This window comes from Bradyrhizobium zhengyangense (assembly GCF_022012555.1).
Taxonomy (GTDB): Bacteria; Pseudomonadota; Alphaproteobacteria; order Rhizobiales; family Xanthobacteraceae; genus Bradyrhizobium; species Bradyrhizobium zhengyangense.
Window position 1 is genome coordinate 43,437 of record NZ_JAKLTZ010000002.1, and the last position, 16,477, is coordinate 59,913.

16 protein-coding genes, 2 tRNA genes and 2 pseudogenes are annotated in these 16,477 nt (G+C 63.5%); 5 read left to right on the plus strand and 15 right to left on the minus strand.

Annotated features, from left to right (window positions below):
- The first annotated feature begins 94 nt into the window (after positions 1-94).
- The 3 genes and pseudogenes from istA to L6639_RS43445 all read left to right on the plus strand — a co-directional run.
- Positions 95-1,664: pseudogene (gene istA / locus L6639_RS05430) on the plus strand (IS21 family transposase).
- Positions 1,594-2,457, plus strand: a complete 864-nt coding sequence (istB, locus tag L6639_RS05435) for an IS21-like element helper ATPase IstB (protein ID WP_194462901.1) — start codon at positions 1,594-1,596, stop codon at positions 2,455-2,457. The pseudogene istA and the gene istB overlap by 71 nt, the downstream one beginning before the upstream one ends.
- 539 nt (positions 2,458-2,996) lie before the next feature.
- Positions 2,997-4,055 (plus strand): annotated as a pseudogene (locus tag L6639_RS43445) (recombinase family protein); the annotation flags it as partial.
- Between the two features lie 153 nt (positions 4,056-4,208).
- Here L6639_RS43445 and L6639_RS05440 read toward each other — a convergent pair.
- From L6639_RS05440 to L6639_RS05500, 13 genes are all read right to left on the minus strand, one after another.
- Positions 4,209-4,535 carry a hypothetical protein gene (locus tag L6639_RS05440; RefSeq protein WP_237859565.1) on the minus strand — a complete coding sequence of 109 codons (327 nt, stop codon included), beginning with the start codon at positions 4,533-4,535 and terminating at the stop codon, positions 4,209-4,211.
- Positions 4,536-4,560: 25 nt separating this feature from the next.
- Positions 4,561-4,636 (minus strand) — tRNA-Phe (locus L6639_RS05445).
- A 174-nt stretch (positions 4,637-4,810) separates the two neighbouring features.
- Positions 4,811-4,993, minus strand: a complete 183-nt coding sequence (gene yacG, locus L6639_RS05450; protein ID WP_237859567.1) for a DNA gyrase inhibitor YacG — start codon at positions 4,991-4,993, stop codon at positions 4,811-4,813.
- A 125-nt stretch (positions 4,994-5,118) separates the two neighbouring features.
- On the minus strand, positions 5,119-5,748 hold the full coding sequence (locus tag L6639_RS05455) for a Maf-like protein (RefSeq protein WP_188098821.1): 630 nt from the start codon (positions 5,746-5,748) through the stop codon (positions 5,119-5,121).
- Positions 5,749-5,897: 149 nt separating this feature from the next.
- A complete protein-coding gene (locus L6639_RS05460; RefSeq protein WP_237859569.1) occupies positions 5,898-6,365 on the minus strand; it encodes an arsenate-mycothiol transferase ArsC in 468 nt (155 codons plus the stop codon).
- A 6-nt stretch (positions 6,366-6,371) separates the two neighbouring features.
- Complete coding sequence (locus tag L6639_RS05465; protein ID WP_057759780.1) at positions 6,372-6,869, minus strand: UPF0262 family protein; 498 nt, start codon at positions 6,867-6,869, stop codon at positions 6,372-6,374.
- Entirely contained in the window at positions 6,866-8,161 is a 1,296-nt protein-coding gene (gene hisD, locus L6639_RS05470) for a histidinol dehydrogenase (RefSeq protein ID WP_237859571.1), read from the minus strand. The genes L6639_RS05465 and hisD overlap by 4 nt, the downstream gene beginning before the upstream one ends.
- Positions 8,162-8,300: 139 nt before the next feature.
- Complete coding sequence (locus L6639_RS05475; protein WP_237859573.1) at positions 8,301-8,750, minus strand: DUF2948 family protein; 450 nt, start codon at positions 8,748-8,750, stop codon at positions 8,301-8,303.
- 160 nt (positions 8,751-8,910) lie between these two features.
- Positions 8,911-9,735, minus strand: a complete 825-nt coding sequence (locus tag L6639_RS05480) for an alpha/beta fold hydrolase (protein ID WP_237859575.1) — start codon at positions 9,733-9,735, stop codon at positions 8,911-8,913.
- A gap of 27 nt (positions 9,736-9,762) precedes the next feature.
- Positions 9,763-10,272 carry a hypothetical protein gene (locus L6639_RS05485; RefSeq protein WP_237859577.1) on the minus strand — a complete coding sequence of 170 codons (510 nt, stop codon included), beginning with the start codon at positions 10,270-10,272 and terminating at the stop codon, positions 9,763-9,765.
- Positions 10,273-10,467: 195 nt separating this feature from the next.
- Positions 10,468-10,776: an EthD family reductase gene (locus L6639_RS05490; protein WP_100175035.1), complete on the minus strand. Its 309-nt coding sequence runs from the start codon at positions 10,774-10,776 to the stop codon at positions 10,468-10,470.
- Positions 10,777-10,898: 122 nt separating this feature from the next.
- Complete coding sequence (locus L6639_RS05495) at positions 10,899-12,563, minus strand: FAD-dependent oxidoreductase (RefSeq protein WP_237861281.1); 1,665 nt, start codon at positions 12,561-12,563, stop codon at positions 10,899-10,901.
- Positions 12,564-12,650: 87 nt separating this feature from the next.
- Positions 12,651-12,833 (minus strand): hypothetical protein, encoded by a 183-nt coding sequence (locus L6639_RS05500; RefSeq protein WP_237859578.1) that lies wholly within the window; start codon positions 12,831-12,833, stop codon positions 12,651-12,653.
- 312 nt (positions 12,834-13,145) lie between these two features.
- Here L6639_RS05500 and L6639_RS05505 point away from each other — a divergent pair.
- A tRNA-Thr gene (locus tag L6639_RS05505) sits at positions 13,146-13,220 on the plus strand.
- A gap of 803 nt (positions 13,221-14,023) precedes the next feature.
- Positions 14,024-14,773: an alpha/beta hydrolase family protein gene (locus tag L6639_RS05510; RefSeq protein ID WP_237859581.1), complete on the plus strand. Its 750-nt coding sequence runs from the start codon at positions 14,024-14,026 to the stop codon at positions 14,771-14,773.
- A gap of 250 nt (positions 14,774-15,023) precedes the next feature.
- Here L6639_RS05510 and L6639_RS05515 read toward each other — a convergent pair whose 3' ends face one another.
- Positions 15,024-15,500: a Crp/Fnr family transcriptional regulator gene (locus L6639_RS05515; protein ID WP_237859584.1), complete on the minus strand. Its 477-nt coding sequence runs from the start codon at positions 15,498-15,500 to the stop codon at positions 15,024-15,026.
- Between the two features lie 367 nt (positions 15,501-15,867).
- On the minus strand, positions 15,868-16,476 hold the full coding sequence (locus L6639_RS05520; protein ID WP_237859586.1) for a ferric reductase-like transmembrane domain-containing protein: 609 nt from the start codon (positions 16,474-16,476) through the stop codon (positions 15,868-15,870).
- Position 16,477 lies beyond the last annotated feature (1 nt).

Below are 16,477 nucleotides of genomic sequence, written 5' to 3' on the forward strand. Positions count from 1 at the left end.
TGACCCCCTAAGCCGGGGGATCGGCGTCCAAAATTGACCCCCTACAGATTGGTCTGTTGCGCTGCCTGCTTTGGAACGAAGCAGGCGGTGGGGGATGCTGATCGTGGAGACGATTGCCCGGATCCGGCGCGAGCACTTCATCAAGGGCAAGACGATTAAGGAGATCGCCCGTGACCTGAAGGTGTCGCGGAACACGGTCCGGAAGGTGCTGAGGTCGGGGGAGACCTCCTTCGAGTACGAGCGGCAGGTGCAGCCGCGGCCAAAGCTGGGACGATGGGCAGTAGAGCTTGATGGGCTGCTGGCGGCGAACGCGGCTAAATCGGCTCGTGAACAGCTGACGTTGATCCGGATCTTCGAAGAGCTGCGCGGCCGCGGCTATGACGGCGGCTACGATGCAGTGCGGCGTTACGCCAGGCGGTGGAGCAAAGAACGCGGGCAATCGACCGCGGCGGCCTATGTCCCGCTGAGCTTTGCACCGGGCGAAGCCTATCAGTTCGACTGGAGCCACGAGGTGGTCCTGTTGAGCGGCACCACGGTGATGGTGAAGGCCGCCCATGTCCGGCTCTGTCACAGCCGCATGCTGTTCGTGCGGGCCTATCCGCGGGAGACGCAGGAGATGGTGTTCGACGCCCACGACCGGGCGTTCGCCCTGTTCAAAGGCACTTGCACCCGCGGCATCTACGACAACATGAAGACCGCCGTAGAGACGATCTTCGTCGGTAAAGGGCGTCTCTACAATCGCCGCTTCCTGCAGATGTGCAGCCACTATCTGGTCGATCCGGTCGCCTGCACGCCGGCGTCGGGCTGGGAGAAGGGACAGGTCGAGAACCAAGTCGGGCTGGTCAGGGAACGCTTCTTCACGCCGCGGCTGCGGTTCAAAAACCTCGACGAGTTAAACGCCTGGCTGCTCGACAAATGCATCGCCTACGCCAAAGCTCATCGCCATCCGGAGCTGGTCGATCAGACGATCTGGGACGTGTTCGAAGCCGAACGCCCCAAACTCGTTCCCTATGCCGGCCGCTTCGACGGCTTCCACGCGGTGACGGCGTCGGTCTCGAAGACCTGTCTGGTGCGCTTCGACAATAACAAGTACTCGGTCGCAGCCAGCGCAGTCGGACGACCGGTCGAGGTTCAAGCCTATGCCGATCGCATCGTGATCCGTCAGGATGGACGCATCGTTGCCGAGCACCCGCGATCCTTTGGCCGGGGCGAGACCGTCTACGACCCCTGGCATTATGTGCCGGTGCTGGCCCGCAAACCCGGCGCCTTGCGCAACGGTGCTCCCTTCAAAGACTGGGTGCTGCCAGCCGCGATCGAGCGGATCCGACGCAAGCTTGCCAGCACCGACGATGGCAATCGGCAGATGGTCGACATCCTCAACGCGGTGCTGACTGACGGTCTGCCAGCGGTGGAAGCGGCCTGTGCCGAAGCGCTCAGTCACAGCGTCCATTCCGCCGATGTCGTTCTCAATATCCTGGCCCGTCAACGTGAACCCGCTCCACCGGCCAACATCATGACGCCGGCCGCACTGACGCTCCGTCATGCACCGATCGCCGATTGTGCCCGCTACGACAACCTCCGGAGGACCAACTGATGGAACGAACCCAAATCTTCGATCTTATGGGCGAACTCAAGCTCTACGGCATGAAGGCCGCCTTCGATGAGATCATGGCGACTGCGGTCAAGCGCCAGCACGAGCCTCAGCGCATTGTCGGCGACCTCCTCAACGCTGAGATCAACGAGAAGCAGGCCCGCTCGATCAAATACCAGCTCACCATTGCAAAGTTGCCGCTTGCAAAGGACATCGCTGACTTCCAGTTCGATGGCACGCCGATCAATCAGACTCTCGTCAATGATCTCGCTGGCGGCGGCTTCATCGCCCAACAACGCAACGTCGTGCTGGTTGGCGGCACCGGCACAGGCAAAACCCACCTGGCCATTGCCATCGCCAGAAGCTGCATCCGATCCGGTGCCCGCGGCCGCTTCTTCAACGTCGTCGACCTCGTCAATCGCCTCGAGACCGAGACCCGCAACGGACGGCAAGGACGGCTTGCCGAGCATCTGACCCGAATGGACTTCATCGTCCTGGACGAACTCGGCTATCTGCCTTTTGCCCAGTCCGGTGGCCAGCTCCTCTTCCACCTCGTCAGCCGGCTCTATGAGCGCGCCTCCGTCATCGTCACCACCAATCTCGCCTTCGGCGAATGGCCGAGCGTGTTCGGCGACGCCAAAATGACCACGGCGCTGCTCGACCGACTGACCCATCACTGCGACATTGTCGAGACCGGCAACGATAGCTGGCGATTCAAGAGCCGAGACGACGATCACGCCACCCGCGCTCGTCTCGCCTCCGCTATCCCGGCCAGCTCCGACGAGACGAGCGCTACCAGCAAAACCCGCCGCACGAAGGGGTCAAAATTGGACGCCGATGAGGGGTCAAATTTGCAAGCCGATTGACATATTGCGTTCTCTTGGATTTGAAGCGGAACGATTGCAAGCTGTCGATCCCGTTGAAAAAGGTTGACGGCAGGCAAAGCGCCAATTGGAGAGACACGGCACGGTTCATTTCCAATTGTCCGCCATCGTCGCCGTTTCTACTACTTACCTTTGAGTTTCCTTTCAGTTGATTTCTCGGTTCGGCATGCTCGGCCTGTCACAGCGCATGATAGCTGCAGAAGCTGCCGAAAGCCGATTTTATGCATTTCGATATCTCCCAATCGAGTCGCAAGCTTGCCGCACCAGCGGGTGCTGTCGAAACGCATCGATGTTGCGCGCCGAAGCACCTAACACGGCCCGAAGGCGATCAGGCAGCGCCCCACTATACGGCGCGCGTCTAGACTCAAGCGAAATGAGCCGCTGTCAAAATCCCTTGCAGGACCCGCCTGATCCAGCCATCATCGCTTTTGCCGAGGAACTCGGCCGCATGCTGGCGCGGCGGGAGTTCGCGAGGATTGGGCAGACAGCGAAGCGCCGCCAGAGGGACGAAGAGGGCGACCATGGCGAGAGCTGCGATTTACGCCCGCTACTCATCGGACTTGCAGAACCCTCGCTCGATTGATGATCAAGTGGCTCTGTGCCGCCGCTGGTGCGAGCGCGAAGGCCATGGGGTCGTCGCAACATTTTCCGATGCAGCCCTTTCTGGCGCTTCCATCCATGGCCGATCCGGTCTCAAGTCTCTGATCGCCGGCGCTGTTGAGCGCCAATTCGACGTCGTCGTCGTCGAAAGCTTCGATCGCGTTGCGCGCTCGCAATCGGAGCTGCCCCAGGTCTGGGAGATGCTGCGCTTCTGTGGCTGTGAGCTTATGGCCGTCGACGACGGACGTGCGAGCGAGATTTCGATCGGCGTCCGCGGTCTCGTTGGCGCACTATACCTTACGGACCTCGCATCGAAGACGCGCCGCGGACTTGCCGGCAAGCTTGCGCAGGGCCAACGCGCCGGCGGCTTGCCGTACGGCTATCGGCCAATCGTTGGCCGACCCGGCGAGCACGAGATTGACCGTGACCAGGCTGCGGTGGTGCTGCGCATCTTTCGCGACTATGCCGGCGGCTACAGTTGCCGTGAGATCGCGGCCGCTCTCAACCGCGAAGGCGTCAAGCCATTCCGTGGCCGCGCCTGGAACGCGTCAACCATTCACGGATCCGCGAAGCGAGCCTCCGGAATGATCTGCAACGAGATTTATCGCGGCGTCATCGTTTGGAACCGCGTCGGCAAGGTCCGCAATCCGCAGACAGGCCGCAAGGTACCCCGCATCAACCCGCGCAGTGAGTGGCAGCGGATCGAGGCGCCGCACCTGCGCATCGTTCCGGAGGAGCTTTGGCAGGAGACGGCTGCTCGCCTTGCCCAGGCGAGAAACGCGAATTGTGGCTGGAAGGGCGTTGTTCCACCTCGTCGCATCCTGTCGGGTCTCCTGCGTTGTGGGACGTGCGGTTCAAGCCTCGTCTCGGCCGGCTCGCAGCGTGGGCGGCCGATGGCACGGTGCTCCCGCTCAATCGAGTCGGGGGATTGCACCAATAGTCGCCAATGCCGACTTGACCTGATCGAGGAGGCGGTGCTCGCGGGCCTGCGCGAGGAGCTCAAGAACCCCGCCGTAATCGAGGCCGCCCGCCGGGGCTTTGCCGAGGAATGGGCGCGGCTCTCGAAGGAGAGATCGCGCGAGAGCGCCGCAGCCGAGCGCAAGCTACAGGATACGCGTCGCGAGGCCGCGCGCCTAGTCGACGCAGTCGCCAAGGGCGAGATGACCGGACGCATGGTCACCGCCAGGCTCGCCGAACTCGAGGCCGAAATTGATCGCCAGGAGGCGCGCCTCACTCGGGTAACCGAGGCGAACGTGGTCGCCCTGCATCCGGCTACTATCGCCGTTTATCTCGATGCAGTGGAGCAACTCGCGAAAGCGCTCTCGGCCAGCGATGCCAAGGCTGCATGCCTCAAACTGCGTGAACTCATCGACTGCATCGTCGTCGCGCCGCGCGTCAAGCCCGGCGATCCGATCCATTTTGAGGTTCGCGGGCGCCTTGCCGCCCTGACGCAGCCCCATCCCGGCAAAGTGTCGGTGGGAGCGTTGGTGCCCAGGGGCGGAATCGAACCACCGACACTGCGATTTTCAGTCGCATGCTCTACCAACTGAGCTACCTGGGCGTGCTCCAAGAGAGGGGCCAAAGCCCATCGAGCGGGCGGTTTATAGTGGGCTCGGAGCGGCCTGTCCACCCACGCTTCGCCTTCGGCTTCGCGGGGTGCGCCCCAGCTGTGTACAAGCTTGGGCGGGCTTGCCGCAGCGTGCAGGCCGGCCTTATAAGCCATTGATATCTCTAATTATTCGATATCATCGACCTCATCATCCCGGCCGGGGATGACGTAAGAGCCTTTCAGCCAACGGTTCAGATCGACATCGCGGCAGCGCGAGGAGCAGAACGGACGGGTGGCCTGCGCCTGCGGCTTACCGCAGATCGGGCAGGTTTTGAGCGGCGCGGCGGGCTTTTTGATCTGGTCGTCCATGGTCGGGATAGCTGTACACGAGGTCGGGGCATTCAAGGGCCCGCGGGCAAACAGGTTTCTCAGGTCACGGCGCAGAAACCCCGCCAGGGGATTCTACTGTGCATGGGGTTGTTTTCGAGAATTTGTCAGACCGCGGTGGCGTTGAGCCAGCCGAAGCGGATCGGAAAGCCTTCGCCGCCGAGCAGCGTCGTGGTCTCGTAGAGCGGCAGGCCGACCACGTTGGTGTAGGAGCCGACCATCTTCACCACGAAGGAGCCGGCGATGCCCTGCACGGCATAGCCGCCGGCTTTGCCGCGCCATTCGCCGGAGCCGATATAGGCTTGGATGTCGTCCTCCGAGAGCCGCTTGAAGCGGACGCGGGTCTCGACCAGGCGCTGGCGGAAGGCCTCGCGCGGCGTCACCAGGCAGATCGCGGTGTAGACGCGGTGGTTGCGGCCCGACAGCAGCCGCAGGCACTGCGCGGCTTCGTCCACCAGATTGGCCTTGGGCAGGATGCGGCGGCCGACCGCCACCACCGTATCGGCGGACAGGATGAAGGCGCCGCGCAACTCGTCATCCAGCTGCACGGATTTGAGCGCCGCATCGGCCTTGGCCCGCGCAAGGCGGTTGGCGCAGGCGCGCGGCAGCTCGCCCCGCCGCGGCGTCTCGTCGACGTCGGCCGGCCGGAGCGCGTCCGGGTCGATGCCGGCCTGGTTGAGCAGCGACAGGCGCCGCGGCGAACCGGAGGCAAGAACGAATTTGGGGCGGCCGAGCATCAGGTGATTTGGGGGATCAGGCAGGGGGTGAATTGCGCGCGGAACCTATCGGAAGGGGGCTGATTTCACAACCCGGGAACCCTGACTTTGCTGATTCGAGGTTTCCGACATGCGTGTGCCCTCAATCTGTGACGCAGGTGTTACGGCAGCTACCCGCTCGCAGCGCCCACTTTCGCGAACCGTCGGCGGATCCGCATCAGCAGCTGGTCGCAGACCTCGCGGTAGGCGGCGAGCTTCTGGTCGCGGCTGCCTTCCATCGTGGTCGGATCGTGCGTCGGCCAGTATTCGACGTCGGCGGCGAGCGTCCGGGTCAGCTCCAGGGCCTTGTGATGCGCCTCCGGCGAGAGCGTGATGATGAGGTCGAAATTGAGCCCCTCCCAATCCTCCAGCTCCTCGAAGGTCTGCGGCTTGTGGGTCGAGATGTCCTGGCCGAGCTCGGCCATCACACTGACGGCGAACGGATCGAGCTCGCCCTTCCTGGCACCGGCGGACTTTACGTACAGGCCTTGCGGAAACATGTGCTGGAGCAGGCTCGCGGCCATCGGCGAGCGCACGCTGTTCATCGCGCAGGCAAACAGCACCGATTGCGGATCGCGTGCGCGTGCGGGCGCAGCCATCCGCGTTTAGCCCTTCCAGTGAAGAACAGTGATGAGCGTGAACAGCCGGCGCGACGTCTCGAAATCGACCCGCACCTTGCCCTTCAACCGCTCCTGCAGCGTACGCGATCCCTCGTCATGGATGCCGCGGCGGCCCATGTCGATGGCCTCGATCTTGTCGGGGGTCGCGGTCCGGATCGCCTGGTAGTAGCTGTCGCAGATCATGAAATAGTCCTTCACGATCCGCCGGAACGGCGTCAGTGACAGCAGGTGCGCCACGACGGGCGTGCCGTCCTCGCGGCGGATGTCGAACATCAGCCGGTTGCCGCTGATGCCGATGTGCAGCGTGAACGGGCCCTTTCCTTCGGCACCATCAGGCGCGAACAGGTTCTGCTCGATCAGATCGTAGATCGCGATCGCACGCTCATGCTCGATGTCCGGCCCGGAACGGCCGATCGAGTCCTCGTCGAGGGTGACCGCGACGATGCGATTGGTCGAGTCGTCCTGTTCGGGCGGCTTTGTCATGACAGATTGAGGCGCAATCCAATCGAGCGCGAATGGGCATCCAGCCCCTCCGCTTGTCCTAGCGTCATCGCGGCCGGTCCAAGCGCGCGCAGCTGGTCCGGGCCGCATTTCAGGATCGAGGTCCGCTTCATGAAATCGGCAACCCCGAGTCCTGAGGAGAATCGCGCCGAGCGCGCCGTCGGCAGCACGTGGTTGGAACCGCCGACATAATCGCCGATCGCCTCCGGCGTATGCGCCCCGAGGAACACAGCGCCGGCGTTACGGATCTTTGCGGCGAGCGCATCCGGATCCGCGGTCATGATCTCGAGATGCTCGGCGGCGATCGCGTCCGCGAGCGGAATGGCCTCAGTGAGGCTCTTCACCATGATGATGGCGCCAAAATCAGCCCAGGACTTGCCGGCAATCGCGGCGCGCGGCAGCGTCTTCAGCTGCGCTTCGACCGCTCTCTCGACATCGGCGGCAAGGCGCGTGGAGTCGGTGATCAGGATCGACTGCGCGCTGGCATCGTGTTCGGCCTGCGCCAGCAAGTCAGCGGCGATCCAGTCGGCATTGCCGGTGTCGTCGGCCATCACCAGCACCTCGGAGGGGCCGGCGATCATGTCGATGCCGACCTTGCCGAACACCAGGCGCTTGGCCGCGGCAACATAGGCATTGCCGGGGCCGACGATCTTGGCAACAGGCGCGATCGTCGCGGTGCCGTAGGCAAGCGCGGCGACAGCCTGCGCCCCGCCGACACGGTAGATTTCCGTGACACCACCAAGCGAGGCAGCCGCCAGCACCAGCGGATTGAGCTTGCCGTCGGGCGAGGGGACCACCATCACGAGGCGCGAGACGCCCGCAACCCTCGCCGGCATTGCATTCATCAGCACCGAGGACGGATAGGCCGCGGTGCCACCGGGGACGTAAAGGCCGGCGGATTCGATCGCGGTGTAGCGCCAGCCGAGCTCGACGCCGAGCGGGTCGGTGAAGCGCTCGTCCTTCGGCAGCTGGCGGCGGTGATAAGTCTCGATGCGGTCGCGCGCGAGCTTGAGCGCATCCAGCGTCGCGGCATCGCAGGCCTTGGTCGCGGCTTCGATCTCGGCGGCCGAGACGCGAAGACCGGATGCATCCAGTGCCAGCCGATCGAACTTGGCGGTGGCCTCGAGCAGGGCGGCGTCGCCGCGCCTGGCCACATCGTCGACAATGGCGCGCACAGCGGTCTCGACATCGGCCGAGACCTCGCGCTTGGCGGCGAGGAAGGCCGCGAATCGCTGGTCAAAATCGGCACTGCTGCGGTCGAGACGAACGGGCATTTTGGCTTGGCTTCTGCTGGTTTTAGGGGGCGCAGTTTGGCTTACCGGCCCCCTGCTCAATGGCGCGGCGGGGAAGCTGCGTCAACCCTTGGAAGGCTCGGCGGCAACCTGAGCTGCCTCGGCTGGTATACAGGCCGCCTCACCCCTCCCCCTCGAGCCCCAGTCCGGTGCCCAGTTCGTCCGCGCCCAGATCGGTCAGCTGGCATTCCAGGCATTCGACGTCTAGCCGTATGGCACCGCCCTGGGCGAACAGCAGAAGGGCGCTGCCGCCGGGCTCCTCGTCGCGGCCGTCTTGGGGATGAAACTCGATTCCGACGAGGTCCAGAACCGCTTCGGGCGTGGCCAGATCGATATTGCGCGATTTGCAGGCGAGCACGCGATCGAAGCGGAGCGCCGACACCAGCCGGCGCGGCTCGGTCTCGCCCGCCAGCGTCTGCTCCCAATCCAACCGGCTCATGCCAACCACGAGGCGCTTCTCCGCCTGGCGCCAGATGATATCGGCGGGCTGGACGCGCGCGTCCTGCACATGGGTCGAGATGACGGCGAGATCATCGGCGTCGAGCGCGATCAGTTTGAGCTGGGGAGACATCACCGACACTTCTCCTCGAGGGGACCGAACGGGATTCAACGCACGCCGGCGCTGAAGTATCCAAAGCTCGCAGCCGATACGGGGGCTGCGAACTCGTCGAAGGATACACCGTCAGCGGCGCTGAGACATCCCACCCTCGCCCCTAAGCAGAGCGATCCGCTCAGCTCTTGAAGAACGCCAGCAGGTCCGCGTTGATGGTTTCGGCTTCCGTGGTCGGCATGCCGTGCGGAAAACCCTTGTAGGTCTTCAGCGTGCCGTTCTTGAGCAGCTTGGCCGACAGCGGCGCGGAATCGGCGTAGGGCACGATCTGGTCGTCGTCGCCATGCATCACCAGCACGGGCACGTTGATCTTCTTCAGATCCTCGGTGAAATCGGTCTGCGAGAACGCAACGATGCCGTCGTAATGCGCCTTCGCGCCGCCCATCATGCCCTGGCGCCACCAGTTCTGGATCACCGCTTCCGACGGTTTTGCGCCGGGGCGGTTGTAGCCGTAGAAGGGCCCTGTGGGGAGGTCGCGGTAGAATTGCGTGCGGCTGGCGGCGAGTGCGGCCTGGAGACTATCGAACACGCTCTTAGGCAGACCGCCCGGATTGGCGTCCGTCTTCACCATCAACGGCGGCACCGCGGAGAGAATCGCGGCCTTCGCCACGCGAGATTCGCCATGGCGCGCGATGTAGTGCACGACCTCGCCGCCGCCAGTGGAATGGCCGACATGGATGGCATTCTTGAGGTCGAGATGCGCGGTCAGCACCGCGAGATCGTCGGCGTAATGATCCATGTCGTGGCCATCGGCGACCTGCGCCGAGCGGCCATGGCCGCGGCGGTCATGGGCGATGACGCGATAGCCGCGGGTGACGAAGAACATCATCTGCGCATCCCAGTCGTCCGACGACAGCGGCCAGCCATGGCTGAACACGATCGGTTGGCCCGAGCCCCAATCCTTGTAGAAAATCTCGACGCCGTCTTTGGTGGTGATGGTGGGCATTGGAGGACTCCTTGTAATCAGAAACGATCAGGCGAACGCCATCGGCTTGAAGCGGCGCCAGGCGCCGATGGTCAGCACCACGAAGAACACCAGCACGAGGCCCTGCACCACGGCGAACACGGGCCCGGACGGCGGCGCCGGCGGCACAGCGGGCGCGAGCGCGGCCAGCGCCGGGATCTTCAGGAACGACTGGATGATCAGAACGAAGACGTTGAAGTAGAGCGAGATCATCGCGGTCACGATATAGACCGGCCGCCACACGCTTTTGAGCTTCATGCCATAGAGCGCGATGCAGGCGATCGCGAGCAGCACCAGCGAGATGCCTGCGATGATGTAAGAGGGCAGCAGTTCCTTGAACGGAAACAAAAAGCCCGTGGCGTTGGTCAGGATGGTGAAGAGCAGGAAGATCGCAGTGAGGCCCGGCATCGGCTTCGAGCCGAGCAGCCCGAACATCACGATCAGGCCCGCGGCGATGGCGATCAGGCTGATGATGACATGGACCAGTGTGAAGGCTTGCAGGCTCATCCCGAGAACCATGACATCTCTCCTCGTCTCTGCATTGAGATCAGAGGATTGATATTACGCTCCTCATCGGATTGCCACCTGCGCCGACGTCACATATGCGCGCGCAGCCATGCGTCATCGTGCGAATCGACAAACGCATGGCTGAATTTTTGCAGCGCTGTCACGAACGACAGCAGCTTTCGACGAAAGTTGAGTCGATCGTCGCGATCAGACTTCCTTGGTGTCGAAGATCAAGAGGTCGGCGCCGCCGCTGGCGAATTTCGGCACGTCGCCGGCCGCCGCCTTGCCGGCTTCGCTTCCAAACGCTTTCTGGATGTCGCCCACGCTGTCGAAAGTGAGGATGGCAACGAGGTGAATGCCCGAAGGACCTGCGGGCGAGCCGACTGCGCCGGTGCTGACGGCGTATTTCTTCAGGCCGGGAAGTTTCTTGGCGAGCGGAATGTGGGTCTCGGCATAATGCTTGTCGAAAGCTGCAGCGTCCTTGGGCGTCTTGTAGAGCACGACGAGTTCGGCCATTGAGTCCTCCCGTTGAATATTTGTTCTTCCACGCGCGATTGGTCGCGACGCGGCGAGTGTCTGTGGGACACGGCAAGATGGCAAGCCACAATCGACTTGCCGTCTGCTTGTCTTCTGCTTGACTAAAGCGCCGGTTTTGCGGCGTCGCCGAGATAGCCGTGCAGGGAGGCCACGACCTGCGCGCCTTCGCCGATGGCGCCGCCGACGCGCTTGACCGAGCCGGAGCGGACGTCGCCGACGGCGTAGACGCCGGGCACGGAGGTCTCGAGCGGCGCCACGGGCCTGCCCTGGTTCAGCTCGGATTGCGCGCCTGTGACGACGAAGCCGCCGCGATCGAGCGTCACGCCGCAGCCGTCGAGCCAGCCGGTGGCGGGATCGGCACCGACGAACAAGAACATATTCTTGATGTCGGCGGAATCCTCGTCATCGGACAGCCGGCTCTTCCAGCGGATCCGCCGCAGCAGCGAGGCCTCATCGCCTTCGAGCGCCGTGATCTCGGTGTTGAACAGCAGCTCGATATTCGGCGTCGCCTCGATCCGCTCGATGAGATAGCGCGACATGCTGGCCCCTAAGCCTCCGCCGCGGATGATCATCAAGACGCGTCTGGCATGTCCCGACAGGAACACCGCCGCCTGTCCCGCCGAATTGCCGGCGCCGACCAGCGCCACCTCCTCGCCGGCACACAGTTTTGCTTCGACCGGAGAGGCCCAGTACCAGACGCCGCGGCCCTCGAACTTGTCGAGGTTGGCGATCTCAGGCCGGCGATAGCGCGCGCCGCTTGCGACCACCACCGAACGCGAGCGCAGGGGATCGCTGCCGTCGAGAGCGACGGAGAATGCCCCGTCCTTGCGCGCGCAATCGAGCGACTTCACCGTGACAGGGATCATGATGTCGGCGCCGAACTTCTGCGCCTGGTTGAAGGCGCGCGCCGTGAGCGCCAGGCCGGAAATGCCGGTCGGAAAACCCAGATAGTTTTCGATGCGCGCGCTGGCGCCGGCCTGGCCGCCGAAGGCGCGGGTGTCTAGCACGGCCACCGACAGGCCTTCGGAGGCCGCGTACACGGCGGTCGCGAGCCCCGCCGGGCCGCAGCCGACGATCGCGACGTCGTAGATGCGATCATTGCGCGGGCCGCCGATCATGCCGATCGCGCGCGCAAGCTCGGTCTCACCGGGGTTGCGCAGCACCGCGCCGTCTGGCGTGACGACCAGCGGCCAATCCTCAGGCTTGGGCGAATAGCGCGCGATTACCTCGGCGGCATCGCGGTCCCTGTCGGGATCGAGCAGATGATGCGGCTGGCCGTTACGGGTGAGAAAACCCTGCAAGCGCACCACGCCGACTGAATGCGAGGGACCGATCAGCACGATGCCGCCGACGCCGGCCTGGAGCAGATTGACCCGGCGCAGGATCAGCGCGCGCATGATGCGCTCGCCGAGCTCGGCCTCGGCGACCAGCAGCGCGCGCAGGCGCTCCGGCGGCAACAGCAGCGTTTCAACGTCGCCTTCGGCGCGGCCATCGACCAGCGCCGGGCGTCCGGACAGCTGGCCGAGCTCGGCGAGGAATTGGCCGGGACCTTGGTCGATCAAGGGGCTGATATTGCCGAGGCCATCGCGCTGGGTGATGGCGACATGGCCCTTGAGCACGACGAACATGCCCGGACCCGGCTTGCCGGTCTCGAACAGCAGCTCGCCGTCTTTATAGGTGCGAAGCTCGCCAAAATGCCTGAGACGTTCGATCTCGGCGGACGTCAACGTCGGAAACGTCTGCTCGGGCCGGGTGAAGCGCGCCATCTGCGCATTGCGATCGGTTGATTGTGATTCGTCTTGCCCCGTGGCCACTGCATGCACTCCAAAATATCCAGCCGCTCGTGTCCCAACTCAGGTCTCGCCGGCGGTCCCCTCATCTAGGGACCCATCGCCATCTTGCGAGGGGTCGACGCTTGCGGCGCGTTCGCGCGCCTGCGCTTTGCGGCGCTTCAGATTCTCCCGCAGCGCCGATTTCAGCCGGTCGTCGCGCGATGTGCGGTCTTGTCCTGCGTTCCTGTCGATCTCGTCAGCCATCACGGGTCCATCCAGCCTGTGGCGATAACATGCCCGGAGAATGCGGCAGCTCAAGAGGCCCTGATGTCCCGATCGTGCGAAATCCAAAATGGGCCGAATCCACCGCGCCGGCCAACTGGCCAGTTGGCGGGGATCGGAACCGAAATCGGCCGAAAGTCGGTCGTTTCGAGCGGAAACAGCCGTAATACCCCCGGTATCGCCCCGATTTTCTCGTTCGGACGGGTCATGCAAGCTTGCACAGCGGGGAGGCCTGTGGCAGATATCGGCCCGCTTGGTAGGCCCCTCGGGCGGCCGATTCTGATCCCAGCACATGCTGCCGTAGCTCAGTGGTAGAGCACTCCATTGGTAATGGAGAGGTCGACAGTTCAATCCTGTCTGGCAGCACCATTCTTCATCTTCGAAAATGAGCGTGAACAGGCATTCTGGCGGCAGGAAACGCCCGAGTTTTGCTCGTTTCCGTTGCCCTCCTCCCTTGAAGAAGGTGCAGGGAAGACCGGGTGCCGACGGGCACCCGCGGTCCGCTGCGCGAAAGTGTAGCGCAAGGAGACCGCAGGTGGCGCCGAACACTCGGCCTTCCCTGCGCGATGGTTGGACGGCTTATGCCGTGCTCTCCCCGGCGACGAATTCTTGTTGTCACCGTCGCCTCGCGGAATTCACCGACACCGCGCCGGTTGACGCCAGTGCCGCCTCCGCAAAGGCTTGACCATAGCGACGACGGCCAGGACCACACGGTTTTGCAGTACGCAGCGCTCCCGCTTCGCCAAGGGGCTTCGCTGGACGCAGCCGGCTTCGGCCCAAAGCGTCATCGGATACAGGCGCCGTTCGTACGACACCGCTTGTGCCGGGCTCACGGGTTTCGGCTCAATCCTCCGCCCGCCCTGCCCTCACATCCGCGCCGGCCCGCCGCGTCCACCGCTTCCCCAACCCACGTTCGTGACGACGTAAGATCGCCCCTCTCCATCGGGTCGGGATGGTCGAGAGAATGCCGCAAAACCGAATTTCGGTAAAGTGGAATATTTTTGCGGACAGGGATTTGGCGGGAGGCGAGGTGTTTTGCCCGACGGTTTAGACTGGCGAGCACGTACAAGCGCTGCTTTGCTTACTAAGCGAAGTGTGGTCGACGACAATCGAACCTTGGCTCTGCTCATCGCGTGTTCACTTCCGAAGAGTGCTCCCTCACAGGATTCGCCATGCCGCTCAAGATCCTTCGCCGCTCGTTGCCGAACTGGGGTTGGGGGTATGGTCCTCCCGGTGAAGGTCCATTTCCGGCGATCGTGCTCTTGCACGGTTCGGAAGGCAGTCGGTCGGGGATGATCTACAGGACCGCCGCTGTTCTGGCCGCGCATGGTTTTCTCGCGATGGCGTTTCCCTATTCAAACGGCAAGAACAGCGGCGACATCATAGAGGTGTCCCTCGACAGCACGGCGGAGGCCCTTTCCAGCCTGCGTGCGTGGTCGATCGTCGGAACGAAGGTCGGACTCTCCGGAATTTCGCGCGGTGCTGAACATGCTCTCTTGCTGGCGTCGCTGATGTCGAGAGATGGCGTCGCCGGACTTCCTGACGCGATTGCTGTGCACACTCCACCTGATGTCATTTGTGGAGCATTTAACTCGAGGATGTGGAGAGACGCCGGGGATCAAGGTTGGCGCCCTTGGGACCCGGCGGATCGTGCCTGGAGCTGGCGCGGATCGTCGAATGAGCTCCTTCCAACGACGCCGATCGAAATCGAACGTTTCAATGGTCCGATCTTCCTGAGTCACGGCACCAAGGACGCCACGTGGTCCGTCGAGATGACGTACCGGCTACGGGACCGGCTGAAACGTCATGGCCGCGCTCCGGAAGTCCACCTCTATGAAGGGGAAGGGCACAGCGTGAACAGCGATATCGAGAACCAGCACAACGAACAGCTGATCGACTTCTTTGGCCGTCATTTGAGCTAGCGACCTTGCCACGCACGCTCTCTTCGACCGCCCAAGTAAGGTTAATTCTTTCTTTCGATTGTCGGTAAAATTTTATCTATTATCGTTCCTCGCATTCAAGACGAACGAGGGGCTTCGATAGTGTTTGCGTTTTGCCTGATCGTGACTGGGACTGCATTGCTTCTCTCCGGCCTGGTTGCCTTTGGCCTTCATAGAAACTCGCTGCACTCGTTGGCGCTGCTATAGCCGCAGCCGCGAACCGGCGCCCCCGTCAGATGTCGTCGCCCGCCTGATGTCCCGTAATGCGATTATCGGCGCGCCTTAGCCGCCGGCACAGCTCGCGATTGATGTTCTGCAGGACGATCACATAGGCGTGGATGTCGGCCTTGTAGCAGGCGTAGAGCTTTTGCGCGGTCAGCTCGTAGAGGACGGTCTCGCTCTCCGCAACCACGGTGGCGGAGCGGTTTTGCATTTCGATCAGCGTCATCTCGCCGAAGAAATCACCACGCTCCAGAGCGGAGATCGGGACGGCGGTCCCTGAATCCCTGCGCTTGCTGACCGCGAGCCGGCCGGATTTGACGATGAACATCGAGCGTCCCGGCTCGCCCTCCGCCACCACGGTTGCGCCGGCATCGAAGCGGCACTCGACCAGCATCGAAATCAGCAAGTCGAGACTCGCGTCCGAGAGGCCGCCGAAGAACGGCGTCGCGAGCAGGAATGCTTGCAGATCGGGGGAGCTGACGGTCATCGCGATTCACCCAGCCCACTGCCCGGAAGGACTTCGGGCGGAGACGAACGGCGCAAGCGAAAGAGTAGCCATGTTAAGAATGACATGACAATCCACCAAAAGCCAAGAAGGCAGAGCCCAAACCACAGGTGATGTGAGCCCTGGCTGACCGACCCCGGAAAGCATCTTACACCTTGCGGTGGGCAAAGTACGTCCGACAGACGAACCAGCCACATGGCCGGAGTCCAGACGATCGAGAAAACAGGCGGCATCACCTCGCGACTGAATACACTTGCAGCAATCACGCAGAAGGCGCTGAGCAGCCCGACCAGCAAATGCAGAAGCAGACGCATGGGGTTCCGCCTTGGTTCAACCTACGCCTTCTGCCCTATGCGCTCTCGCCGCGCAGCGCCCGCTTTCGCCAGAGGTCGACCATGACCTTGACTGTTGCGGCGACGACAAGCGCACATAGCGCCGCCTTCGAGATGGTCTCCATCGTTCCCTCGATCAGCAGGCAATGGACCACGCCGCACATGACGATGACGATCGCGAGCGGGATATGGACGATGCGCCAGGTGCGCAGCCGCAGGCCCAGCCGTCGGCGCAAGCCTGCCAGAAGCGCCACCGCGAAGATCGCCCACATGGCGATCACGCCAAAGGGGGAGAACGGTGTCGGCGACGAGAAGGTCAATGCGTCGATCATGTCGGGCGGGCTGGTGAACCAGAGGCCAGCGACGTGGATCACCACGGCCAGGGCGAGCCCGCCGCCGATCCAATAATGAGCGCACCTTGCGCGATAAGCCGACGGGCCCGGCAGATACCCGCCGATCAGCAGGGGCTGAACCAGCACCAGACCGAGGGCGATGATGCCGGCGAAGCCGGCGAGGATGTAGACCGGGCCGCGCCATGCAAGCTGCTCGCTCGTCGCGGCGAGCGCGATCGGCACGCCAAGGGCCAAGCCAAGGGCCGCCCAGATCAGGGATCTCGACCCCTTCATT